This is a genomic window from Brevundimonas phoenicis (assembly GCF_047237745.1).
Classification (GTDB): domain Bacteria; phylum Pseudomonadota; class Alphaproteobacteria; order Caulobacterales; family Caulobacteraceae; genus Brevundimonas.
Genome location: NZ_JBDFLN010000001.1, coordinates 866,254 through 890,020, shown reverse-complemented (window position 1 = coordinate 890,020; position 23,767 = coordinate 866,254). Strand labels below are relative to the sequence as shown.

The following is a 23,767-nucleotide window of genomic DNA, read 5'->3' as shown; positions in this document are numbered from 1 at the left end:
TTCTCCCCTTGTGGGAGAAGGTGGACGGCGAAGCCGGACGGATGAGGGGTCTGTTTGAGGTTTGACGAGAGGCCGAGGCTGAGGTCTCGCAACCCCTCATCCGACCTCACTCCGTTCGGCCACCTTCTCCCAGAAGGGGAGAAGGAATACCAGGCGGGCTTTGACACCAGACGCCGCAAAGGCTTTCCTGCCTTCACCCGCAGGGAAGTTGACCACGCATGACCGTCCAGACGCCGCAACCGCCCGCCGACGACGGCGACTGGACCCTGCTGCAAAGCCGGATCGACCGCAGCTTCTGGCAGTGGGATCATCGTCCCGAGCTGGACGCGCCCGTCATCAGCCGCTTCGTCATCCTGCGCCCGCCCGAGCGGCTCGACTACGACACCTTCGACGAGGCCGAGGCCATGTTCGAGGCGATGGAGGATTGAGCCGCGCCGCCTGGCCCGCCCTGTTGGCGGGCGCCGTCCTGCTCAGCGGCTGCGCCTCCAGCGTGGGCGGCCTGCCCGTGCAGTGGCGCGCCGACGGCCCGCCGGTCGTGACCGCCCCGCCCGGCGACTGTCCGGCGCTCGACGGCGCCTACGACTCGACCGGCCAGGCCCAGGGCGACGAGACGAAGGCGGCGACGCTTCAGTCCGTGCTCGGCCGTGAGCTGGGCCTTACGCGGCTGCTGGCCGTGAACGCCGAACCGGCCGCGACCGTGACCATCGCCCGCGCCGCAGGCGACGACGCCTGGCTCCTGTCCGACGCTAACGGCAAGGTTCGGTTGGCCGCTGACAGAGCGCCCGCCTCCCTCGACCCTGACTGGTCGGCCCATGGCTCCCGCGTGGCCGGTTGTGCAAACGGACGGCTGTGGATCGGCCTCAGCACCGTCCGCACCCAGTATGAGACCATGACCGAGACCCGCGCCCTCGGCGTCCTGTCCGTCGGCCCTGACGGCGGCCTGATCATCCAGACCCGGACAGAGCGCCGCCATCACGCCTTCCTGCCCTGGCCCTCCGTCCAGCGCAGCGCGATCCGCTACGAGTTCCCGGCGATCACTGCGCCCGCGTCGCCAGCGGCGGGGCGTCGCCTATCGCCGCCACCCTCGGCATGACCATTTCGGCGTTGCACTCGGCCTCGATAATCGTCCCCTCAAAGATACGATAGCGTACGGGTTGAGTCGCCGCGCAGCGCGCCTGAACAGCGCGGAACATGGCCTCCGCCCCGGTCATCGGATCATGATCTTCGACCGCGGCGATCTTGGGATCACCCGAGAGGACGCCACACCGCTTCCCCGTATCCAGCTGCAATCCGTCCTGATTTTCGAAGAAACCCAGCGAGCCGGTGCAGTGCTGGCGCGCCACGTGCCACAGGGCGGTGCGGCGATAGTCCCCAGCGCCAGGCTTGTCCTCGAATGTCACGCCGAGAGCCGTCAACCTCGCTTCGAGTTCAGCCCACCGCTCCGCCCCCGGCCCGTCCATCAGCACGGCGACCGCGGTGTCGGGGCGCAGTCGGGCGCGGAATTCAGTCACGCCATAGCCGTCTCCGCCACGGCCGGCGTCCAGCATTTCCTTCCACAGATCGAAGACGTCGCGCCGGCCGTCAGAAGCCCGACGCTCCTCCAGATCCGCCAGCCATTGCACCACTACGCCGCAGTCGTAGATGGCCTGTCCCTTGCGAAGGCGCTCAGGATCATAGTCGTCGTCGCCCAGCATGGAACGGCAGTCCCGCATCCGCGCGTTCAGCGCCGTACGCGCCTGCGCCTCGTCGATTACGCCGCTGGAAACGGCGGCGGTCAGGGCGGCGTACTCGGCCATGCCTTCGTGCAGCCAAGGCGCCGAGCCGCTGTCCTTCATCTTCACCCCATTGCCGTTCCACAGGTGGAAAGCCTCGTGCCAGACCAAGGTGCCCAGCGGCACCGCCACGTCGGGCGGCGGCGACGCCCACATATCGCCGTGGAAACGCAGGGAGATCAGCCCTGTATCGGTCACATCGCCGCGAAACCCGGTAGGACCGGGGCTGTCGGTCGAAATGATCAGCGTCGGCTCGTTCGGCAGGACATGGCCCAACCGCGCCCCATAGAATTTCTGGGCGGCGAAGAAGCCGTCCCGCAACAGCGTCGTCAAGGCGGGCGGCGCCGAGGGGCTGGTCACCACCGCCGCGCCCTCGCGACGCATCAGCGCCGCCTCAGGCCCCAGATAGAGGTAGCCCTTCACCGCCTCGGCCGTCGGCACGGCGACCTCGCCCGCCGCCAACTGCGCCGTCAGTTCGGCGTCCATGCCCTTCAAGGTCAGGGCCGGGCCGTAGAGGACGTGGCCTTCCCCCGCCTTCGACAGGCTCATGTAGATGCGGTCCACCTCGGCCTTGTCGGGCGTGATCAGGATCTCGAAGGCCTGGAAGGGCGCCGCGCCTTCAACCGCGCCGTCGGCCAGCGTCAGGCCCAGCGTCGTCACCGTCCACGTGTCGCGAATGACCGCCGTGGTCAGGAACGCCGCGCGCGTCGTCGGCTCGGCCAGGCGCCAGGTCACGGCCACGCCGCCGGGCGCCGAGCGCGCCTCGACCGTCGCCGCCTGCTGGGCCTGGGCGGGCGCCGCCGCGCCGCACGTCATGGCCGCGACCGTCGCCATCACGGCGGCCGCACGCAGAATCGTCTTGCTCATGGTCATTCCCCTTACGCCCCGGGGGAAAGCTTGACCTCGGCGCGCCCGCCTCGTCAACCGACGTTCAGTCTGAAGTTTCGACCTCTCCGCCCTGGACGATGCGGACCACGGCCAGGTCGGCCGTGACGTTGCCCAGGGTGCGGAAGATGTCGGGCACGACCTCGACCGCCAGCAGCAGCGGCAGCAGTTCCAGCGGCACGCCCATGGCGATGCAGATCGGGGCGATGGAGGCGAAGAAGCTGGCCTGACCCGGCAGCCCCACCGTGCCGATCGAGATCAGCACCGCCGTCAGCATGGCGGCCAGCAACTGCCCCGCCGAAGGCTCCAGTCCGAACAGATGGGCGCAATAGATGGCGACGCCCAGGTTGGCGACCGGGCTGGTGATGCGGAACACCGCCACCGCCAGCGGCAGGACCAGTCCCGCCGTCGACCGCTTGACGCCCAGTTCGTCGACCGCCCGCTCGACCATGACCGGCAGGCTGGCCAGCGACGACTGGGTGGAGAAGGCCACCACCTGCGCCGGGGCCGCCGCCCGCGCGAACCGACCCAGCGACACCCGGCCGAAGATGACCGCCAGCGGATAGAAAATCAGGCCGATGCCGATGCAGGCGAGCGAGATCAGCGCCACATAGTGCAGCAGCACCCCCGCCGCGCTCGCCCCCGCCGTCAGCCCCACCCCGATCGACAGGGCGAAGACGCCCAGCGGCGCCGCCTTCAGCACCCAGCGGACAATGACGATCATCGTCTCGCCCACCGCCTCGAAGAAGGTGATCAGCGGAACCCGCAGCCGTTCCGGCAGGCCCGACGCCGCAAAGCCGAAGAAGACCGCGAACACCACCATGCCCAGGATGGCGTCCTCAGCCGCCGCGCGGATCGGATTGGCCGGGGCGATGGTCTTCAAGAACTCGCTGAACGGCGCGCCGGCGCCCAGGCCCTCAGCGCTCTCCGGCTTGATCGCCAGCAGCAGGCGCGCGCCTTCGGGATCGATCGGCCACAGAGCGTGCAGACCATAGGCCGCCGCGACGGCGTAGACGGTCGCAAAGACGATCAGCCCGCCGAACCATGACACCGCCTTCAGCGCCAGCCGCCCGGTCCGCGCCGCATCGGCGATGGAGGCGATGCCCGTCACCAGCAGGCTGAACACCAGCGGGATGATCGTCATCCGCAGCGCATTCAGCCACAGCTGGCCCAACGCCTGAATGAAGTCCGCCGTGACATGGCCGCCCGGCAGACCCCACGCCTGCGCCGCCGCCCCGGCCAGCAGGCCCAGCACAAGCGACAGTAGCACCATCGTGCTGAGGGAGGTCAGAAAGGAGCGCGCCGATTTCATGACGGCCACGCTAGCAGCCGCCGCGCCGCGCGCCAGCGGAAATCAACCCTCTTCCCTCGTCACCCTCGGGCTTGTCCCGAGGGCCCAGCGTTCCTCTTGGCTTGGCGCAGGATGTGGAGGCGCAGGTATGAAAACGACGCACCCTTCAGCTTGCAGCCGCCATGGGCCCTCGGGACAAGCCCGAGGGTGACGGTGTTGGACCGCAGCGCCCTACTTCGGCGCGCCCGAGTTGGCCGGGTCCAGCGGCAGGCCCGCCGCCTGACGCGCCTTCATCACCCGCAGCCAGCCGTGCATGGCCTCGGAATCCAACCCGTGCATCATCAACCGATAGCCCGCCTGCAGCGTCGACAGCGCCACCAGCGGATGGCCGTTCTTGACGAAGGCCATGTGGTAGCTCGTCCCCAGAATGCGGGCGATATAGATGGCCATCACCTCGTCCAGCTGCAGCGAACTGGACGCCCGCACGAAGTCGTCGCGCGGCAGCATCAGCGCATAGATGGGGGTGTAGAACTCCACCGCCGTCTGCACGTCGACGAAGTTGTGCCACTTGCGCGGAAACTCCTCGAACGGCGGGAATTCGTCCGAGATCATGGAGAAGTCGATCCGCTCGGGCGGCGTCAGCTCCCGCCCCTCGGCGCGCAGCACGGCGTTCATCTCGATGACGAAGTTGAAGATGTTCAGGTCGTGCTGAAGGAACAGGTCCGGCTCGATGTCCTTCAGCCGCGTCGGCGTCAGCGGCCACTTCGTCACCTTGTCGCCCACCCCCGCGTTTTCGCGCACGAAGGCGGTCAGTTCGGAGCCGACGTGGAAGTGACGCAGGATCACCCGGTTGCCCTCGGGCGTCACAAAGGTCCGCAGTCCCCAATGGATGGTCTTGTGCAGCAGGCCATTCAGGTTCGGGTATTTCGGCGAGATGACCCGCAGCACCTTCACCAGACAGAAGAACAGGAACACCAGCGGCCGCGCCACCGGGAACAGCCAGCGCCGCGACCGCGACCGCGCGCCCAGCAACAGGTCGCGCTTGGCCCCGTCGTCGATCGGCAGGCTGTGGTCCAGATACAGCGCCATCCACGGATCGGGATCCTTGGGGTCGAACCGCGCCGGGTCGAACGGATCCTCCCCCGGCTTGTAGTATCTCACGCCGCGATCTCCTCGATCTGCAGGGCGTAGAGCCGGGCCGTCACCTTGGCCGTCGTGACGATGCGTTCAGCGATGAAGGGGTCGGGCAGGACCATGCCCAGCATCTCCTCGAACTCCTTCATATGCTCGGCGTCGTTGTCGCCGTGATACAGCAGGAAGCGCACCGCCTCGTCGGGCAGCGCCAGCCGCTCCTGCACCTTCAGGCCCCAGGGCCGCGCCTTGATCGAGCCCAGCCCCTCGATGATGAACATGGCGCCCAGCAGGCCGAAGGGATCAGGCTTCGACGCCTCATGGAACATCCAGGCCGACAGGGCCTCGGACCCGACGTTCTTCGGCGCCGACTGAATGTCGCCCAGCGCCCCGCCCGCCGCTGTGAAGTCGGCCTCCAGCAGGCGGAAATCGCGATGCTCCGTCACCGCATGGCGCATCAGGGTCGAGCGCAGCTCCAGATGATCCTCGCCGATGTTCGACGCCGCCCGGCTCATCCACAGCGCCCCGTCCTTCACCTGCTGGCGCAGGTTGATCAGAAAGGCGTGGTAGTCGGCCAGTTCGAACCGCCCCCGCGTCAGCTTGCGGATCAGCGGCGTCGCCTCCAGCCGCTGTTCGAAATCGGCGAAGACAACCGCCAGCTTCCGTAGGGTGTCGGCGACCGCCGCCTCGGCCAGTTGTTCCGCCATCACACAATCTCCAGCATCATGAAGCCGATCATCGCCCGCCCGCTCTCGGGCACGATGCACAGCACCTTGTCTCCGCGCTTTCCGCGTCCCGACTTCAGGAAGGCGTCCAGCATGACCCAGATCGAGGCCGAGCCGACATTGCCGCTGTCGGCCAGAGTCGTGAACCACTTCTCTTCCGGGATCATGGCGGCCGTGCTTTCCAGCAGGCCGACGATCTCCTCGCGCAGCGACCGCGCTGAGTAATGGCACAGCAGATGATCGACCTGATCGGGGACGATCCGCCCGGCGTCCACCTTCTCCAGCCAGACGCCGATCCAGGCGCGAATGACGATCTTCAGCAGGTCGAAGTCCTGCAACAGGGCCACCGCCCCCGCCGCATGGGCCGCTGCCGGTCCGGCGTGGCTCCAGGCGCTGGTCATGTCGGCGCGCGCTTCCGGCGTCGATCCGGCCCACATGCAGGGATCGAAGCGCCCGGCCAGAGAGGTCATGTCGATCCATTCGACCTTCAGGCTCAGGCCCTCGGGCCTGGGCCTCGGCTCCATCACCACCGCCCCCGCCCCGTCCGACAGGGTGAAGCGCAGGAAGTCCGCCTCGATCCGCGCTCGGCCCTTCTCGTCCACCAGCGCCGTGCCCTCATAAAAATGAGGGCGGAACCAGCGTGACGAAAACTCCCCCGCACAGGCGGCAGCGACCTCCGCCTCCCCCGCCCGCACGCTCAGCCACGCCCCCTTGGCCGCCATCAGGGCGCTGGCGCAGACGGACTGATAGCTGAACGCTTCCAGCGGCCCCGCGCCCAATTCGGCCTGAACCGCGCTGGCGTGGCCGGGCACCAGATAGTCCCCCTGCGTCGCCGCCGCCCCCAGATGCTGCAAATCTCCGAGGCTCAGACCCGCCCCATCCAGCGCCGCCCGCACGGCGTCCGCGCACATGGAGGCGTTGGAATGCAGCGGCTGCCCGTCCGGCGTCAGGGCGTAATGCCGCCCCTCGATCCCGTTCCAGCGCAGGGCGCGCCGCCCGACGGCGGACGCCCGCCCGCCGATGCGGCCGATGAAGTCCTCCATCCGATCGTTGCCGATCCGCTCGCCGGGCAGGACGGCGCCGATCCCGGTGATGAAGACGTCGCGAAGCTCACTCATGGCGCGGAGCTTGGCGACCCGCCCCGCTTCGCACAACCCGGAAACTGCCGTTTCAAAAGCAGAAAGGGCGACGGACTGAAGTCCGCCGCCCTCTCCTCAACCTGAAATCAGGTCAGGCTTAGAACGGACGATAGTTGAAGCTCAGGAAGAAACGACGTCCGAACAGGTCGAAGTTATCCGAGGTCGTATTGCCCAGCCAACGCGCCGGCTCAGCGTCGAACGCGTTCACCACGCCCGCGCGGATCGTCAGGTTGTCCCGCGCCGCCCAGCGGACCGAGAAGTCGTGCTGGGAGAAGTCGCCCGTCTCCAGGTACTTCGAGGTCGCGTACAGGTCCGGGTTATCCCGCATGTTGTCGATGTCGAGGATTTCCTGGCTGGCCTGCCAGTCCCAGGCCCAGGAGAAGGCCAGGGTCGAGGTCGGCGACCAGGTTACGGTCGAGAGGAAGCGCACGCGTGGATTCCCGACAGTGTCTTCATTGATGTCCGCATCCGACGGATCCTCAATGTTGACGAAGTCGTGCTGCTCGATCAACCAGTTGCCGCGGACCGAATGACTGAATTCGCCCCACGGACGACCGAAGAACTCCGGCAGGTCAGTGCGGTAGGAGACCGTGAAATCCACACCCTTGGCCGTCAGCGCCGCATAGTTCAACGAGCCCTGAACGAAACTCGTGACCAGGAAGGACGTGGCGTCGCGGGTCTGGGTGGCGCACGCGCCGGTGTTCACAGCGTCACCGTTCACGCACTGATTTGCCGCGTCCTGCGCCGTCACCGAGTCGATCGCATCGCTGATCTCGATGTCATAGTAGTCCATTACGACCTGCAGGTTCGGCAGCAGGAAGTCAGGAGTCCAGACGCCGCCGACTGTGAAGCTCTCAGAAGTTTCAGGCTTCAGCAAGCGGTTGCCGCCCGCCAGGCCCGTCACTGAGCCGCTGCCATAGTTTGGCAGATAGGCGTTGGCCGCAGAAGGATCCGCAAAGCTCAGATCCAGGCCCGCCGCCTTGGCCAGGGCGCCGCAGTTGGCGATACGGTTCGTAGCGATCGAACGGTCAGCCAGGTTATTGATGACCGTAGCGCTGCAGGGATCAACAAAACCGTTTGCGAAGGTCTGGCTGTAGGGGTCATGGGTCTCGGCCAGGTTCGGAACGCGGATCGCGGTTGCGGTCGTGGCGCGGAACATGAATTGATCGACCGGACGCCATTGGAATTGAGCGCTGTAGGTGTCCTGCTTGCCGACGTGCGAGTAATCAGAGAAGCGATAGGCGCCGCTGATCTCAGCCGAGCGGCCCAGGACGGAGTCGCGCAGCAGCGGAATGCTGACTTCAGCGAAAATGTCGTTGGTGTCGTAGCTGGCTTCCGGGAAGTCCGGCCCCGCGTTCAGGAACAGATACCGGCCCGCACGATCGCGGTCGCGACCGGTGCCGCTGGTGAGTTCCTTGCGGTATTCATAACCGATCGATGCGCCGATCGGGCCGGCGCCCCAGAAGTCCCACAGCTTGCCCGACGCATAGGTCATGAAGTCGTGCTGCTTGTTCTGGTCCGTGACCGTGACCGAGGCCTGGATGTACTCCAGGGCTTCCTGGCTGAAGCCGCCCGGACCGAAGACGCGGATCGGCGCGCACTCGTCGATGACCGCGCCCTGACGCGAGTAGGTGGTGGTCACGCCGCCGCTGGTCACGCGGGCGTCCGGCACGGCGACGCCCCGCGCCTTCATCAGTTGCACGCGGCAGACGACCTCGCCCGCACGCCCGTTGACGATGCCCGCGGTGTCGACCACGGCGTCCACGGCGGCCTGATAGCGGACAACGTCCACGCCCAGTTCGCGGTTCTTGTTGTTCATCTCGCCATAGGTGTAACCGGCTTCCCAGTTGACGTCCTTGACGAAACCGATGTCACCCAGATCACCACGCAGACCAACGACGTAGCGCTGCAGGTCGCGGTTGTTCAGTTGATTGCGGGCCGGGCCGTATAGCTTGTGCTGCGCGCGTGCGTCGGCGACGTTGCCTGTCAGGACGCCGGCCGAGTTGTATACGTCACGACGATTGTTCTGGATCGCAGTACGCACGTTTTCCGGCAGGTAGGCGTTATCCAGACCGATCTCGAACGCCGAGGTGCTGGTGATGGCGCCCATGGTGTTCGGCGCCAGCTGGCGGATGTTGAAGTCATGGAAGACGCGCTGGCCGGCGTCGTAGGTTTCTTCCTCGACATACTTGGCTTCAGCGAACAGTTGAATGTTGTTCGTGATGTCGAAATTCAGGCCCGTCTGGAAGCGGTAGTTGGTCGATTCCGGCAAGCGGCTGGCCTGGCCCTGCTCGGTGTTCGACACCTGGCCTTCGCCGCCGTTGCTGGTGGTGCGATTGATGCCCGTCCCCTGACGGATCGAACCGAAGGTCACGCCGCGCGACACGCCGTTCTCATCGTAGAGATAGGCATTGTCCGGGCGGTTGTCGGGCGCCAGGCCGAAGCAGTTGGCGGCGAAGGAGGTCGACGAGCAGCTACCGAACGGCACGTCTGGATCGCTGGACGGGCTGGGCTTCACGCCGGTGGCCAGCACGGTCATGCCGCCAAAGTTGGTGCCGCGGATGTAGGTGCGCGCATTGCGGATCAGGATCTGGTCCGGCACGCCGTCCGACGGCGCCGAGGCCGGATCGGAGTCATTGCCGATCAGGGCCCACGATTCACGACGCCAGTCGACATCCGCATCCAGCACCTCGTCGCTGCGCTGATACTCGCCCGATACGTAATAGTTCAGTCGGTCGTTCAGGAGGTTCTGGCCCCACAGCACCGACAGACGCTGGCTGAGTTGGTGGTCCTGGTTGATCTCGGCGATTGATCCGTCGATCTCCAGGCCGTCAAAATCCTTGCGAAGAACGAAGTTGACCACGCCCGAAACGGCGTCAGCGCCGTAAACGGCGGCGGCGCCGCCGGTGATCACTTCCGTACTGGCGACCAGCAAACGCGGAATGGTGTCGACGTCCACCGACAGACCGCCCGGCGATGAGCCCACGTGACGACGGCCGTCAACCAGGGTCAGGGTGCGCACCGAACCCAGACCGCGCAGGCTCAGCAGCGACAGACCGCCGTCGTTCAGGTTCGAACCAGTGGTGTCTTCCGGCACGACAGAAGTCGACAGGGCGGGAATATCAGCCAGGAAGTCGATGACGTTGACTTGTCCCGACTGCATCAGCTCCTCTTGGCCGATCTGGATCAGCGGCGTTGGCGAGTTGGCCGGGCTGCGGCGAATGCGCGAACCGGTGACCACGATCTCGTCGACCTGGCTCACCTGTTCGTCCTGAGCGTAGGCGACGGTCGGCGCGACGGCCATGCCGCCAGCGATCGCCATCCCGGCGATCAGCGTCGATCCCAACAGCTTATTTTTGCTGAGCATTTTTTGTTTTTCCTAGACGCGTTGCGAGACCCCTCGTCCGCAACGCGCGACTTTTCCGCCCGAACGCCTCCGCTGCGCAAGCAATTACGTCCGCATAGCGTCGCTATTTTGATATTTGCCTTCCAGATGAAACATTTTCGCCATATTGCGACGTGCAAAAAGGGCGGCGAACCGAAGTCCGCCGCCCTCTCCTCAACCTGAAATCAGGTCAGGCTTAGAAGGACTTCGTGAGGTTCACGAAGGCCGTCCGGCCCAGGTAGTCGTAACCCGAGTACAGCGGGGCGTTGCCGACCCGGTTGTAATAGCCCGACGAAATCGTCGGCGGGTCTTCGTTCAGCAAGTTGCGTACGCCGGCCGTAACCGTCCAGCCTTCGCTCGTATATTGCACGGAGACATTGTGCTGGAAGTAGTCATCGACCTCCAGGTCGTACTGGCTAGTCGACGGATTCTGGCGATAGTAGTCGTAGCTGTCCATGCCCTGGATCCACTCGACGCCATAGCGAACGCGCCATTGATCCCAGGCATAGGATACGTCCGCCGTTCCGGTGAACTCAGGCGTGTTCAACATGCCCTTGTAGTCAATAAGCGGATCGTCAGCGAACAGCTTGCTCGACATTTCCGTGTATTGCGTCACGGCCAGGTTGACCAGGGCCGTACCCGGTCCAACATCCTTGCGGTAACGCACGGTGTAGTCCAGGCCCTTGACGATGTCGGTCGCCAGGTTGACGTAGCCGTTCTGCACCGTCAGCGCCAGGTCGGCCCCGCGGTCCACCAGCGAGCAGAAACCAACGCCCGCCGTGTAGTCTTCCGGATTGGAATCGTAGCACCGCTCCATGATGTTGGTCGCGCCGTACTGAGCCACGCCGTTCTCGACTTCGATTTCATAGTAGTCGACGGCAAAGGCCAGGTCGCCCCATGCCAGCGGGAGCGGCGGCTGCAGCACCAGACCGATGGTCATATTGGTCGAGGTTTCAGCCGCCAGGCCGGCGGCGGCCCCGCCCTCGTTGATGACCGTCACGCCCTTCTTGGAGTTGAAGCCCGACGGCAAGCCGTCGGCGGCGCAGTTGGCGGCGCGGTTCGGATTGACGTCGCCGCCGGTATAGTCGTTGCAGACGTCCGCGCCTGCCGACAGGAAGCCGGTGGTGGCGCCCACGAACTGCTCGAACAGCGCCGGGGCGCGGTAGGAGGTGCCGTAGGTGCCGCGGACCGTCACCCAGTCGATCGGACGGTAGACCAGACCGATCTTGTAGGTCGTGTCGTCGCCGTAGGAGTCATAGTCCGTGTAGCGCAGCGAGGCGTTAAGCGTCAGTTCCTTGGCGAACGGCGCGTCGGCCAGCAGCGGCGCTTCGATTTCACCGAACACCTCCCACACCGAGTCGGAGCCGCGCGTGATGGCGGCCGTCGAGAAGTTGTAGGTGTTGCCGATTTGCGAGTCGTACGCCGGCGTGTCGTCGATTTCCGAGTCGCGCCATTCGGCGCCGAAGAAGCCCATCACCTTGCCGGCCGGCAGGTCAAACAGCGGACCGTCCAGCCCCAGGCTGACGATCTTCTCTTCGTATTCGGTGACGCCCGTGATCGGACGGAAGACGTAGTCGACCCAATCCTTCGGCAGGACGCCGCCGATGGTCTGGGACGTCAGGGCCGGAGCCGCGACGCAGCCCGGGTTTGACGCCAGCTCGCGGCACTGGAAGCCGCCGGCGCCGTTGCTGACAACGTCCAGGCTCTCGCTCAGACGATCGGTCAGGAACTGCTGGCTGGTGTATTCCGAACGCGACTTGGAATAGCTGGCCGACAGGTCATAGCGCCATTCCGGGACGAAGAAGTCGCCCTTGATGCCGATCACGTTGCGGTTGAAACGCTGTTCCTGGGTCGAGCGGTCGTTGCCGAAGCCGATGAAGGCGCGCACGCCGACGTCCTTGTCCTTGCTCAGGCCCTGATCGGCCGAGAAGGTGCTCCACGTCAGGCTGCCCGGGATCAGCGGACTGTCCTTGGCGTAGTCGAGCGCCAGCTGGCGATAGCTCGTCTGCGACGACTCGCGCACGTTCAGCAGGAACTCGCCGTAGACTTCGGCGTCGCCCAGGGCGTTCAGCTGATAGCCGGCTTCACCGTACAGGGTGGTGATGTCGACCGGCGAAATCAGCGAGCGGTTCAGCATCCGATCGTCGAAGGTGTCGCGGATGTTGGAGTTCAGCGCCGCCAGACCCTTTTTCGGGTCGTTGCGATCGACCAGATAGGCGCCGCCGACAGCTTCAAAGCCCTCCACGCCCGTGGTCGCGCCGACATTCGGGCGCCAGCGGTCGAAATAGGCGCCGTTGGCCAAAGCTCCAGCCGGCACGCCTGCGGCGGCCACCAGATCCGGGCGCAGGGCGATCCCGCCCAGACCGGCCAGCATGGCGTCGCTGGTCAGGGCGCCAGTGCCGATGGTGTTGATCGACGAACCGTTCGACCCCGTGCCGGTGATCGGATAGCACTTCGACATTCCAGTCATCGGATCGATGTAGTCGCGGCCGTTGCGGCGGCCGTCGGTCTGGCAGCGCGTGAATTCACGGTCGCGCATGGTCAGTTCGTCACGCTCATAGCGTTCGATCGAACCGGCGGCGCGCCAGCGGTCGCCGCGGGCGCCGGCCGTCAGCGACAGGCGCGTCGAGCCGCCATTGCCGTTGGCTTCCATGGGAGCGTTGTGCTGGGCCTCGAAGATCAGGCCTTCGAAATTCTTGCGGGTCTGGATGTTGACCACGCCGGCCACGGCGTCCGAGCCGTACACCGACGAGGCGCCGTCGCGCAGGACTTCGACGCGGTCGATCATGGCGGTCGGCAGGACATTCAGGTCGGCCGAGCCGACCGAGCCGCGCGAACCGGCCGGCGAGACGCGACGGCCGTTCAGCATCACCAAGGTGCGGCTGGGCCCCATGCCGCGCAGGCCGATCGTGTTGGCTCCCGGTCCGCCGTCCGTAACTAGGCCGCTGTAGGCGTTGGTCACTTGCGACGAACCGCCGGTGACGGCCGTGCTCTGCAGAGCTTCCGTGGTCGAGGCGAAGCCTTGCAGCGTGGCTTCTTCGCGCGTCACGACCTGGGTCGGCGACGGCGCATTGTAGTTGTCGCGACGAATGCGCGAGCCGACGACGACGATTTCGTCGACCTGGGTCGCTTCCTGGTCAGTGTTCGTGGCGCTTTGAGCAAGCGCCGCCCCCGGAACAAGCATGGCCATCGACAGTGCAGCGGCTCCAGCCGCCATCGTCGTGCCAAGCAGGTAGTCTTTACGAGTGCGCATATGCCTCTGTGTACCTGTACGATTACTAATAAACATCACCACGTTCGATGAACGTAGGCGAATACCAATGTTCGACTTTACGTTTCTTGGCTGAAAGCATGGCTATGGATGCAACGACATACCATCAACCAAAATCTTTCAAAAAATCGTTGTTAGGCAGATTTGTGAGGCAATTTTGACGCTCGAATGCCGAGTTCATACCGATATATTGTCCAATTTGGACATTTTTCTCCGAAATATGTCCCCATTGAGCCATTACCGCCTCAAATGCGGCAGCCTCATCGCCTGATTATGGCGACGCTTCGTCGAAGCCGTGACGGCCGCACCGACCTCGATCTCCGCTCGCTTGACCCTAGCGCCTTGCGCGCGCGCGCATTACCTTGATGTTCATGGCCCGTTCTCCCGCGAAACCGACCAAGCCCGTCCACACGCCCAATCCCGGTCTCAGCGAGGCGCCGGTCGCCTTTGACCACGGCCGCGCGCCGATGTTCGCGCCGGTGAACGGCCCGCGCCTGACGCCTGAAGAAGCCCCCGCCGCCCCCGCCGACTGGGTTCCTCACCGCCCCGATCGACCGACCAACAAGAAGCGCATCCCCTTCCGGCTGGAGACGAAATACCAGCCCGCCGGCGACCAGCCCTCGGCCATCGCCGAACTGGTGGCCCAGGCCGACGAGGGCGATCGCGAACAGGTGCTGCTGGGCGTCACCGGCTCGGGCAAGACCTTCACTATGGCCAAGGTCATCGAACAGACTCAGCGCCCGGCCCTGATCCTGGCCCACAACAAGACCCTGGCGGCCCAGCTCTATTCCGAGTTCAAGGCCTTCTTCCCCGACAACGCGGTCGAGTACTTCGTATCCTACTACGACTACTACCAGCCCGAGGCCTACGTCCCGCGCACCGACACCTACATCGAGAAGGACTCGTCGATTAACGAGCAGATCGACCGGATGCGCCACGCCGCCACCCGCGCGATCCTGGAGCGGGACGACGTGATCGTGGTGGCCTCGGTCAGCTGCATCTACGGCATCGGCTCGGTCGAGACCTACACCGCCATGACCTTCAACCTGAAGGTCGGCGACCAGATCGACGAGGCCAAGCTGCGCGCCGACCTGATCGCCCTGCAGTACAAGCGCAATGACCTGCATTTCGAGCGCGGCATGTTCCGCAAGCGCGGCGACACCCTCGAAATCTTCCCGGTCCACCTTGAAGACCGCGCCTGGCGCATCAGCCTGTTCGGCGACGAGATCGAGGCCATCGACGAGTTCGATCCCCTGACCGGCAAGAAGACCAATGCGCTGGACGAGGTCACCGTCTACGCCGCCAGCCACTACGTCACCCCGCGCCCGACGCTCAATCAGGCCGTCAACGGCATCAAGGCCGAGTTGAAGGAGACGCTCGACTGGATGGTCGAGAACGGCAAGCTGCTGGAGGCCCAGCGCCTCGAACAACGCACCCGCTTCGATCTGGAGATGATGGAGGCCACCGGCTCCTGCGCCGGCATCGAGAACTACAGCCGCTGGCTGACCGGCCGCGCGCCGGGCGAGCCGCCGCCCACCTTCTTCGAATACATCCCCGACAACGCCCTGCTGTTCGTCGACGAGAGCCACGTCACCGTCGGCCAGATCGGCGCCATGTTCCGCGGCGACTACCGCCGCAAGTCGACCCTGGCCGAATACGGTTTCCGCCTCCCCTCCGCCATCGACAACCGCCCGCTGAAGTTCGAGGAATGGGACGCCATGCGGCCCCAGACCGTCTTCGTCTCGGCCACCCCCGGCGTCTGGGAGCTGGACAAGACCGGCGGCGTCTTCACCGAACAGGTCATCCGCCCCACCGGCCTGATCGACCCCCCGGTCGAGATCCGCCCCGTCTCCGGCGCCACCCGCAACCAGGTCGACGACGTCATCGACGAGGTGAAGGCCACCGCCCGCGCCGGCTACCGCTCCCTGGTCACCACCCTGACCAAGAAGATGGCCGAAGACCTGACCGAATACATGCACGAACAGGGGGTGCGCGTCCGCTACATGCACTCCGACGTCGACACCCTGGAGCGGATCGAGATCCTGCGCGACCTGCGCCTCGGTTCATTCGATGTGCTGATCGGCATCAACCTGCTGCGCGAGGGCCTCGACATCCCCGAGTGCGGCCTGGTCGCCATCCTCGACGCGGACAAGGAGGGCTTCCTGCGTTCCGAGACCTCCCTGATCCAGACCATCGGCCGCGCGGCGCGCAACGTCGACGGCCGCGTCATCCTCTACGCCGACCGCATGACCGGCTCGATGGAGCGCGCCATCGCCGAGACCGACCGCCGCCGCGAGAAGCAGCAGGCCTACAACCTCGAACACGGCATCACGCCCGAGACGGTCAAGCGCGACATCAAGGAGATCCTCGAGAGCCCCTATGAGTCCCGCGACCTGGACCGCCTGACTCGCCCCGGCGTGGCGGAGGAGGCCAAGCCCTTCGTCGGCTCCAACTTCCAGGCCGCCCTCAAGGATCTGGAAGGCCGCATGCGCGAAGCCGCCGCCAACCTCGAGTTCGAGGAAGCCGCCCGCCTGCGCGACGAGATCAAGAAGATGAAGCTCCTCGACCTCGAATTCGCCAACGAAGCGCTAACGGGCGCGGGGGAAGAGGTCGACAGGTCAGCGCCGAAACGCTGGCGCAAGGAGGCGGCGGCCGAGAAGGCGGAGGCGTTCAGGAAGGGGCGGTAGAGACGCTTGCCAGACGTTGCTTTGCGACAAGCTCCACCGTATCCATACTGCAGGCACATATGGGGGCAACGTGAAGATATTCATCAGTTGGAGTGGTCAACGGAGCCAAGCAATGGCTGTCGCACTCCGGGACTGGCTCCCTTTAGTACTGCACTATGCGGAGCCTTGGCTCTCCACGGCGGACATAAAATCCGGCGACCGCTGGGGCAATGAAATTGCCAAGGGTCTTCAGGATTCCAACTTTGGAATTATTTGCGTAACACGAGACAATCTCGAGGCCCCTTGGCTTCTTTTTGAATCCGGCGCCTTAGCCAAGTCAATGGAAGACGGACGTGTCATTCCTCTACGTCTAGATATAGATGTAAGCGACATTTCCGGCCCGCTTACCCAATTTCAATCTGAAAAAGCAGATGACGAAGGGGTCAAGCGGCTCATCTCCAGCCTCAACAAATGCGCTGCAAATGCAATCGCTGACGATCGCCTCAATCGACTATTCGAACCAATGTGGCCCGATCTAAAAGCGAAGATCGATGCAATTCCGGCAAGCGGAACAGCACAAAAACGAGCGCGTCCTCAAGCAGAAATTCTTGAAGAATTGGTTGCTGGCGTTCGTTCAGTGGAAATGCGCGTCCGAGACATTTCCGACGAAGAGCCACGTATACAGCGCAAGTATCGTCGTCGCATTCATCCGGGCATGATGATGGAATTGTCCCATCGCATTTCGCAAGGCCCAAACGATCCCATCCAAATTCTCATATTCGCAAGCCTATTTCGCGAAGAGATTCCATGGTTATACGAACTTGCCTGCGACACGTATCGAACAATACGTGAAGGCAACCACGTCGCTGCCCAGCGATCCGCTGAGCGCTTTCGAGAAACAATACTGCTCTTACGTCATGGCCCCTTCATGGAGATGATCGGATCAGACAGTAAGATGATGCACATGATGCTCTCGGACGCACTAGAGTTCATGCCGCTCATTCACGAAATCGCCGACTCCTCGCCGAAGACGAAGGGACGGAATGATGCGAAGGTCTCTGCGGCCTAAAGCTTTCCTTCTCCCCCTGCGGGAGAAGGTGGCCGAGCGGAGCGAGGTCGGATGAGGGGTCGCGCTGCGGGTGGCCGATCGCCTTTGCCCTCGGGTGAGAAACCCCTCATCCGTCGGCCTCTGGCCGCCACCTTCTCCCACAAGGGGAGAAGGACGAACCCGCCTACCTCCCCACCCCAATCCCAGCAAATCCCCGCCCTCCCCCCTCCGCCATCCCCTTTCAGCCCGCCCTACTTCCCCGCCATGCCACCCTGCGCTCGTTCCGTCGCATGGAGGGCTCGTGAGGCCTGCGACCTTGCGGGCGGCGGGAGCGGATGGAGCGGGGTTCTTGTCGGACCGTGCGGCGTCCGTCGCGGCGGCCGGTCGAGGGCGGGAGCCCAGCGGCGCGTCGGGCGGAGCGCGCCGGGCGGTCCAGGATGCGAAGGGCGGCAAAGCGGGCGAACGCCGGCGCTGTCGCCCGGCTTGCCACCCAACGGGCGCTGGCTGCTTAGGCGGCCTCAAGTAGCCCGAAGGGCGGTAGGCCGCAGCCAGCAAGGAGCCGACGGAGCCTGGTGACGGGGCGTTCGACCCGTCCGTCAGAGAGGTTCCGGCCAGGGTCGCGGGGGTTACGCGGACCGTTCCGGGAGGCCTGTCGCAAGCAGGCCCCCGCCCGCCGCGGGCGCCGGGGGTAGCCGATAAGACCGACGCCTGCCCCGAGCTCGTGGAAGCCCGTCCGCGCGGAGCGTCTGTCGGCGTCGAAACGGTAATACACATCACACTCCGGGCGTCGGCCCGGCGCTCCGCCCAGCCCTCCAACCGCCCGCCGAAAGGCGCGGCGGCCATCCGCGTTCCTTCTCCCACAAGGGGAGAAGGCAATGTGTCGACTATTGCAAAGAAAGAGGACTCCATGACCCATCCCCGACCGCCGCGCGCCGCTGCGTCCTCGCCTGTCCCCGATGACGACGACCGCCCCCTGCATCCGGCCGAGGAGCGTCGGCTACGGCGCGAACTGGCCAGCCGCATCGACCATCTGTGGGCCATCGCCGAGCGGCGCCGCGCGCGCTGGGCGACGCCGCCTTTCATCTCCGAATCATGAGGCCCGGTTCATGAGGCTTGCGGGCAACATGGCGGCGCGCCCTTGAGCTTGGCCGCAAAATGGGATGCGACCTTGCGGCGAAAATGCGGCATGGTGCGTTAAGGAGAGACGCCGATGACCAAGTCCAGCAATGAATCCGACGCCCGCGCCGCCCTGCGCGTGGTCTCCTCGCCGGAAGCCGAGGTCTATGACCTGATGCGCGCGCCCGAAACCACCGCCGAACGGGTCAAGCGCCTGCAGGCCGAAGCCCGCGCCCTGGCGCTCGAACAGGTCGAGGCCCTCGAAGCCGCCCTGTGCAAGGCCGCCGACATGGCCAAGGAGATCGCCGACGGCGGCGACGCCTATCCCGTCGGCGCCCGCGAACTGGCCGCCCGGCTGGTCCAGGATCTGCCCGCCAAGGCCGAGACCATGAAGGCCATCGTGGCGAAGAGTCATCCTTGATTTAAGGGCGCTACCGCTCGCCGCGCGGCGGCTCGCTGCTTGAGCGCGCGCGAAGCGCCAGGCCGCGTCGGGTCGAGCCGAAGGGCGGCGCGGAACAGCCAGAAGGCGGATCCTTCTGACCGCGCGGCCCGCTACGACCCCACCACATCCTCGTACTCGGGATGGCGCTTCAGCCAGGCGACCGCATAGCTGCAATGCGGGATCAGGGTCAGCCCCTCGGCGCGGGCGTGCTCGGCCAGGGCCTGCATGAAGCGGCCCGCCGCGCCCGCGCCGCGCAGGGCTGGGTGCGCCTCGACATGCAGGATGACGCGGGCGTGGCCGCGCACCGCATACTCGGCCCAGACGGGATGCTCGGTCCCGTCCGCGTCGGCGAACATCTGCTGGAAGCGGCGGTCGGCGGCGTGGTCTTTGAAGGCGGGCACGGCGGCTCCTCCCGAATGGATCAGTTCAGGCCGGCCGGTCGGTCAGCAGGGCCATCAGACCCAGAACGCTTTTCACCGTGAACCAGATCGACACCAGCAGCAAAAGAAGCCCGAACAGCAGAAGGAACGGAATCCCGATCAGGAAGGCCGAGGCCACGGCGCTCACCGCCACCAGCACCCACAGGACGGCGCTGATCCAGAACACCGACCAGAACAGCCTGATCTGCGCCTCGACGTGCTGGGCCGCCAGCCCCGTCGCCGAGCCCCGGTTCATATAGGCCAGCACCAGCCCGACCAGCACCAACAGGTTCGCGCTGGGGATCGACAGAATATAGAGGATCCACGCCACCACGGCGCCGTCTCGGCCCGCGACGGGCGCGGCAGGGTTCTGATCGCTCATGACGGCGGGCCTTTCAGTAGAAGAGACGACGCGGCTCGGCGATGGGTCGCCCGGTCAGCAGATCCTTCAGCCCCAGGGCGCCGCGCACGATGGTCCACACCGCCATGACGAACAGGACGAAGACCCCGACGTTGACCAAGATCAGCACCGCCCCGGCGATAATGGCGATCACCGCCGCCAGAAGGGTCCGCTGCTGGAAGACGAAGTGGCTGCGCAGCATCGGATCGGCGGGCGCGGGCCGACGCCATACGCGCAGCAGGCCAATCGCCGCCGCCGCGCCGAAGGTCGGCGCCGCCAGCAGGATCAGGGCGTAACCCGCATAGAGGCCCGTCAGATCGGCCGAGACCTCGCCGCCGCTGTTGCTGCTGTAATCGCCGGACTGAACCATCGGAACCTCTTGTCAGGCCGGGATGATGGCGGGACGAACGGCCCCGCGCAACCGGCCTCAGCGCGAATAGGCGACTTCGCAGGCGGCGGCCGCCGCATCGGGAATGGCGCCGGGCTTCTCGACCCGCACGACGACGCTCAGCACGCGGGGATCGGCCAGGCAGGCGACGGCGGCGCGCTCGGCGAAGGTCTCGATCAGGGCGATGTGAGGCCCCGCCGCCAGCTCGCGCACGATGCGGGCCACGCCGTCATAGTCCAGCGTATCGGCCAGGCGCTCGACCGGGGCGGCGCCCAGGTCCAGTTCGACGTCCACCACCAGGGGCTGCAGCCGCCCATGCTCATGATCGTAGAAGCCGATGGAGGCCTCGACCTTCAGGGCGCGGACCATGACCTTCAGGCCCAGGCGGCGCGGTTCGACGGACGGCAGGGGGGTGACGACGGCGCTCAAGACCAGGTCTCCGGCGGCAGAAGATCATTGATGCTGAAATCGGCCCGGTCGCACCAGGCGCCCAGCTCCCAGGCCCGCTCCGCCTCGGTCAGGCCGCGCGTCAGAACGGTGTTGGTCGGCGTCTCCTCGATGGCCAGTTCGGCCAGGCGGAACGGCAGGCCCTCGGCGGCCAGGATGGCCTCCAGCTTGCGCCACAGGGCGATGACCAGGGCCTCGGTCGTCGGATCGCCGTCCACGGTCAGCACCTGGTTCAGGCGATGCGGCTCATGCTGCTGGAACCAGGCCAGCAGGGGGTCGGCGCGGTTCAGCTGGAAGGCGTGATCCAGGCTGCGGTCGACGAAACCGTGCCAACGCGCCTTCAGCCGCTCGAACGAGGCCGCGTGGTTGGAGCCGCCGAAGGCGATCTCGGCCGTCGGCTCCAGCGTCACCGTCACGAACTCATTGTGTCCATGCGGCACGGCGCACTTCGACCCCGCATCGGCGATCAGCCGGTGCGCCATCGAGAAGCGGCGAGTGAAACGGACAGCGGGCATGAAGGTCTCAGGATGAATGGCGGCAGCTAAAGCACCAACCTATCGGCAAATAAAGGTCATGTGACGACGAACGCCCTTGGACGAACCGCCTCAGGCGAACTCCAGATCGCGATCGCGGCGGGTCAGGCCGGCGCCGGCGTCCACCACCAGGTTCTGCCCCGTCAGGCTGCGCGCCGTCAGGATGAAGGTCAGGGCGGCCGCCAGATCCTCGACCGCCACCGGCCGCTTCAGCGGCGTGGCCTCGGCTCCGGCCAGATAGTCGGCCTCGGGCCACCCGGCCGAAGGCAGGGTCAGACCCGGCGCGATGCCGCAGACCCGAATGCGCGGCGCCAGGGCCAGGGCCAGGGCCCCGGTCATATGGGCGATGCCCACGCGGCTGACGGTATAGGAGAAGAAGTCCGGGTTCGGCGCCGTGACCTTATAGTCCAGCATATTGACCACCACGCCCTCGTCCCCGTCAGGCAGGCGCGCGGCGAAGTCGCGGATCAGGGCCAGGGGCGCCAGGACGTTGACCTCGTGGTGAAGGCGCAGGTCCGCCTCCTGGAAGGTCTCCAACTGGTCATAGACGAACAGGGAAGCGTTGTTGACCAGCGCCCGCAACGGCCCGAAGGCGGCGGCCTGATCCATCAGGGCGGCGCGCGCCCCGGCGTCCGTCAGCTCGGCCTGGACGGCGACGGCGCGCCGTCCCATGGCCTCGATGGCCCGGACCACGGCCTGCGCGCCTTGCGCGTCCGAGCGATAGTGGACGACGACGTCATGGCCCGCCTGGGCCGCCGCCTTCGCCAACACCGCCCCGATCCGGCGCGAGGCGGCCGTGACCAGCGCCACGCCCCCCGAAGGGGCGTCAGCCGACCTGGGCTCAGTCAACCCGGCCGAACTCGAAGTAGTTGAAGGCGGCGACGACGGCGATGAAGGCGAAGATGGTGGCGATGGCCAGCATGATGGGTCTCCTGTTCCGCCCCCGAATAGGGGCAAGCGCGCCCCTGTTCAAGCCATGGCTCAGTCGTCAACGACCATGCCGGGCGGAGGCGGCGACAAGGTCTGCGGACATTGCGGCTGACTTTCAAAGTGCGCGCGATAGTCGGCGAAGGGGACGGGGAAGGCCATCTCCTCGCGGCGAGCCTCCAAGTCTTCGACACTCTCGATCGGATAGGGCCGCCATTTGCCGTTGTCGCAACGAAACTGCGTCCCATAGCGCTGGGGCCGTCCCTCGGATGTCGCCAAGCGATCAAACATCATGGCGTAGCTCTGACCGTCGATTTCGCCCGTCGCGACCAGCGGCTCCAGTACGGGAAGGAAACGCCGCCACAGACCCTCGTCCGAGTGCTGGATAATGTGGAAAGCGGCCGCAGAGGCTTTGTCGCCATATCGACTTTTCAGAAACCAGCCTTCGGGCGGCGTCATCGCCAGAAGCGCCTGCTGATTTTCCTGGTCCACCGCTTCGATCACTGCTCCCGCAGCTCGAACCGCCGCCATGCGCTCCGTGTCCGGTATGCGCGAGAAATCCAAGCGGGTAATGACCTGCCGCCCCGCCTGATCCAACTCCCCCATCCGCTCCAAGCGCGCCCTGTCGTCAAGCGCCGTCCCAAGGACGGCGTGCCGCGCGCGCACCTCTTCAATCGCCATGCTCACTGGCGCGATGATCTCCTGCGTCTCAGGCGAAAGCGCCTGAAGTTGAAGCCCCAACATGACCGCCGCCAGCAACATCGTCGTCCCCCGTTCCTCTTCACAGCAGCCTACCACAAGCCATGGTGCGCCGTACCATCCGCCATGCCATGCTTGCCGAATGACCACCTGGCGCACTCGCATAGAACCCTTCACCCGGCCGCTGTTCTTCGCCTGGTCGCGGATGAGCCGGGGCATGACGCTGGGCGTGCGTGGCGTCGCGGTCGACGCAGAAGGTCGCGTCCTGCTGGTCAAGCACACCTATCTGGCCGGCTGGTGGCTGCCCGGCGGCGGGGTGGACAAGGGCGAGACGACGCATGGCGCCGCCATCCGCGAACTGCGCGAGGAGGCCGGACTGATCGTCCGGGGCGAGCCGCGCCTCTTGTCGGTTCACTCCAACGAACGCTTCTTTCCCGGGGATCACGTCCTGGTCTTCCGCGTCGACACTTTCGACCTGACCGAGCGGACCAGCCATGGCGAGATCGCCGAGATTGGCTGGTTCCATCCGAGCGCCCTGCCCGAGGACGCCACCCGCGCCACCCGCGCCACCCGCGACCGCCTGGCCGAGATCTTCGGCGGCGCCGCGCCCGATCCGAACTGGTGAGACCGTCGATGCAGCTTCCCGTCCTCGCCCTGCTGGCCATGATCCTGGGCGGCGCCGCCACCGCCCTGCAGGGACCGACCAATGCGCGGCTGGCCAGCGCCGTCGGCTCGCCGGTCAATGCGGCGCTCGTCTCCTTTTTCGTGGGAACGGTCGCCCTGGCCCTCGTCGCCGTGACGCTGCAGGCCCGGCCGGACGTGCAGGCGATGAAGACCCTGCCCGCCTGGGCGTGGCTGGGCGGCCTCTACGGCTGCGTCTTCGTGGTGGCCGCCGCCTGGGGCGTGCCCAAGATCGGCGTGGCGCTGACCATCACCCTGATGGTGGCGGGCCAGTTGGCGTTGAGCCTGATCCTCGATCATTTCGGCGTCATGGGCGTGCCGCAGCAGCCGATCAGCCTGACCCGCGTCGCCGGCGTTCTGCTGGTGATCGGCGGGGTGCTTCTGGTCCGGCGCGGCTGAGCC

General features: G+C 66.0%; 23 protein-coding genes. 8 read left to right on the top strand and 15 right to left on the bottom strand.

All coding sequences use genetic code 11. The annotated features are described in order from the left end of the window. The first annotated feature begins 218 nt into the window (after positions 1 to 218). Both ABC419_RS04345 and ABC419_RS04340 read left to right on the top strand, forming a co-directional pair. The gene (locus ABC419_RS04345) at positions 219 to 428 is read left to right on the top strand and encodes a hypothetical protein (RefSeq protein ID WP_412876241.1); all 210 of its coding nucleotides are present in this window, start codon (positions 219 to 221) and stop codon (positions 426 to 428) included. Then, positions 425 to 1,093, top strand: coding sequence for a hypothetical protein (locus ABC419_RS04340; RefSeq protein ID WP_412876242.1), 669 nt, complete (start codon positions 425 to 427; stop codon positions 1,091 to 1,093). The genes ABC419_RS04345 and ABC419_RS04340 overlap by 4 nt, the downstream gene beginning before the upstream one ends. Here the strand turns inward: ABC419_RS04340 and ABC419_RS04335 are convergent. The 7 genes from ABC419_RS04335 to ABC419_RS04305 all read right to left on the bottom strand — a co-directional run bounded on the left by ABC419_RS04335 (position 1,035) and on the right by ABC419_RS04305 (position 13,581). Beyond that, positions 1,035 to 2,639, bottom strand: a complete 1,605-nt coding sequence (locus ABC419_RS04335; protein WP_412876243.1) for a hypothetical protein — start codon at positions 2,637 to 2,639, stop codon at positions 1,035 to 1,037. The two genes, ABC419_RS04340 and ABC419_RS04335, sit on opposite strands and share 59 nt — an antisense overlap. 64 nt (positions 2,640 to 2,703) lie before the next feature. Then, entirely contained in the window at positions 2,704 to 3,969 is a 1,266-nt protein-coding gene (locus tag ABC419_RS04330) for a dicarboxylate/amino acid:cation symporter (RefSeq protein ID WP_412877971.1), read from the bottom strand. A 210-nt stretch (positions 3,970 to 4,179) separates the two neighbouring features. After that, entirely contained in the window at positions 4,180 to 5,109 is a 930-nt protein-coding gene (locus ABC419_RS04325; protein WP_313392989.1) for a DUF6999 family protein, read from the bottom strand. After that, complete coding sequence (locus tag ABC419_RS04320; RefSeq protein WP_412876244.1) at positions 5,106 to 5,846, bottom strand: iron-containing redox enzyme family protein; 741 nt, start codon at positions 5,844 to 5,846, stop codon at positions 5,106 to 5,108. The genes ABC419_RS04325 and ABC419_RS04320 overlap by 4 nt, the downstream gene beginning before the upstream one ends. Continuing rightward, positions 5,786 to 6,922 (bottom strand): beta-ketoacyl-ACP synthase III, encoded by a 1,137-nt coding sequence (locus tag ABC419_RS04315; RefSeq protein WP_412876245.1) that lies wholly within the window; start codon positions 6,920 to 6,922, stop codon positions 5,786 to 5,788. Before ABC419_RS04315 ends, ABC419_RS04320 begins: the two co-directional genes overlap by 61 nt. A 118-nt stretch (positions 6,923 to 7,040) precedes the next feature. After that, the gene (locus ABC419_RS04310; RefSeq protein ID WP_412876246.1) at positions 7,041 to 10,310 is read right to left on the bottom strand and encodes a TonB-dependent receptor domain-containing protein; all 3,270 of its coding nucleotides are present in this window, start codon (positions 10,308 to 10,310) and stop codon (positions 7,041 to 7,043) included. A gap of 214 nt (positions 10,311 to 10,524) precedes the next feature. Beyond that, complete coding sequence (locus tag ABC419_RS04305) at positions 10,525 to 13,581, bottom strand: TonB-dependent receptor domain-containing protein (RefSeq protein ID WP_412876247.1); 3,057 nt, start codon at positions 13,579 to 13,581, stop codon at positions 10,525 to 10,527. Positions 13,582 to 13,970: 389 nt separating this feature from the next. Here ABC419_RS04305 and uvrB point away from each other — a divergent pair, with 389 nt between their 5' ends. From uvrB to ABC419_RS04285, 4 genes are all read left to right on the top strand, one after another. Next, a complete protein-coding gene (gene uvrB / locus ABC419_RS04300) occupies positions 13,971 to 16,286 on the top strand; it encodes an excinuclease ABC subunit UvrB (protein WP_412876248.1) in 2,316 nt (771 codons plus the stop codon). A gap of 70 nt (positions 16,287 to 16,356) precedes the next feature. After that, a complete protein-coding gene (locus ABC419_RS04295; protein ID WP_412876249.1) occupies positions 16,357 to 17,334 on the top strand; it encodes a toll/interleukin-1 receptor domain-containing protein in 978 nt (325 codons plus the stop codon). 886 nt (positions 17,335 to 18,220) lie between these two features. Beyond that, a complete protein-coding gene (locus ABC419_RS04290) occupies positions 18,221 to 18,409 on the top strand; it encodes a hypothetical protein (protein ID WP_368923739.1) in 189 nt (62 codons plus the stop codon). Positions 18,410 to 18,523: 114 nt separating this feature from the next. After that, positions 18,524 to 18,850, top strand: coding sequence for a hypothetical protein (locus ABC419_RS04285; protein ID WP_003166105.1), 327 nt, complete (start codon positions 18,524 to 18,526; stop codon positions 18,848 to 18,850). A gap of 131 nt (positions 18,851 to 18,981) precedes the next feature. On the opposite strand, the gene ABC419_RS04280 is transcribed toward ABC419_RS04285, so the two are convergent. The 8 genes from ABC419_RS04280 to ABC419_RS04245 form a co-directional block, all read right to left on the bottom strand. Beyond that, positions 18,982 to 19,272: a GNAT family N-acetyltransferase gene (locus tag ABC419_RS04280; protein ID WP_083674022.1), complete on the bottom strand. Its 291-nt coding sequence runs from the start codon at positions 19,270 to 19,272 to the stop codon at positions 18,982 to 18,984. A gap of 25 nt (positions 19,273 to 19,297) precedes the next feature. After that, positions 19,298 to 19,672, bottom strand: a complete 375-nt coding sequence (locus ABC419_RS04275; RefSeq protein ID WP_200168406.1) for a hypothetical protein — start codon at positions 19,670 to 19,672, stop codon at positions 19,298 to 19,300. 13 nt (positions 19,673 to 19,685) lie between these two features. Then, positions 19,686 to 20,060 (bottom strand): serine/threonine protein kinase, encoded by a 375-nt coding sequence (locus ABC419_RS04270; RefSeq protein WP_412876250.1) that lies wholly within the window; start codon positions 20,058 to 20,060, stop codon positions 19,686 to 19,688. 57 nt (positions 20,061 to 20,117) lie between these two features. Then, entirely contained in the window at positions 20,118 to 20,507 is a 390-nt protein-coding gene (gene folB / locus ABC419_RS04265; RefSeq protein ID WP_200168408.1) for a dihydroneopterin aldolase, read from the bottom strand. Then, entirely contained in the window at positions 20,504 to 21,040 is a 537-nt protein-coding gene (locus ABC419_RS04260; RefSeq protein WP_138140802.1) for a 6-pyruvoyl trahydropterin synthase family protein, read from the bottom strand. Before ABC419_RS04260 ends, folB begins: the two co-directional genes overlap by 4 nt. 90 nt (positions 21,041 to 21,130) lie before the next feature. Next, the gene (locus ABC419_RS04255; RefSeq protein ID WP_412876251.1) at positions 21,131 to 21,868 is read right to left on the bottom strand and encodes an SDR family oxidoreductase; all 738 of its coding nucleotides are present in this window, start codon (positions 21,866 to 21,868) and stop codon (positions 21,131 to 21,133) included. A 31-nt stretch (positions 21,869 to 21,899) separates the two neighbouring features. Then, the gene (locus tag ABC419_RS04250) at positions 21,900 to 22,031 is read right to left on the bottom strand and encodes a hypothetical protein (RefSeq protein ID WP_003166112.1); all 132 of its coding nucleotides are present in this window, start codon (positions 22,029 to 22,031) and stop codon (positions 21,900 to 21,902) included. Positions 22,032 to 22,039: 8 nt separating this feature from the next. Then, positions 22,040 to 22,747: a DUF6624 domain-containing protein gene (locus ABC419_RS04245; protein WP_046652239.1), complete on the bottom strand. Its 708-nt coding sequence runs from the start codon at positions 22,745 to 22,747 to the stop codon at positions 22,040 to 22,042. Positions 22,748 to 22,826: 79 nt separating this feature from the next. On the opposite strand from ABC419_RS04245, the gene ABC419_RS04240 reads away from it, so the two are divergent. Both ABC419_RS04240 and ABC419_RS04235 read left to right on the top strand, forming a co-directional pair. Beyond that, positions 22,827 to 23,309 carry an NUDIX domain-containing protein gene (locus tag ABC419_RS04240; protein WP_412876252.1) on the top strand — a complete coding sequence of 161 codons (483 nt, stop codon included), beginning with the start codon at positions 22,827 to 22,829 and terminating at the stop codon, positions 23,307 to 23,309. An 8-nt stretch (positions 23,310 to 23,317) separates the two neighbouring features. Further along, the gene (locus tag ABC419_RS04235; RefSeq protein ID WP_412876253.1) at positions 23,318 to 23,764 is read left to right on the top strand and encodes a DMT family transporter; all 447 of its coding nucleotides are present in this window, start codon (positions 23,318 to 23,320) and stop codon (positions 23,762 to 23,764) included. Positions 23,765 to 23,767 lie beyond the last annotated feature (3 nt).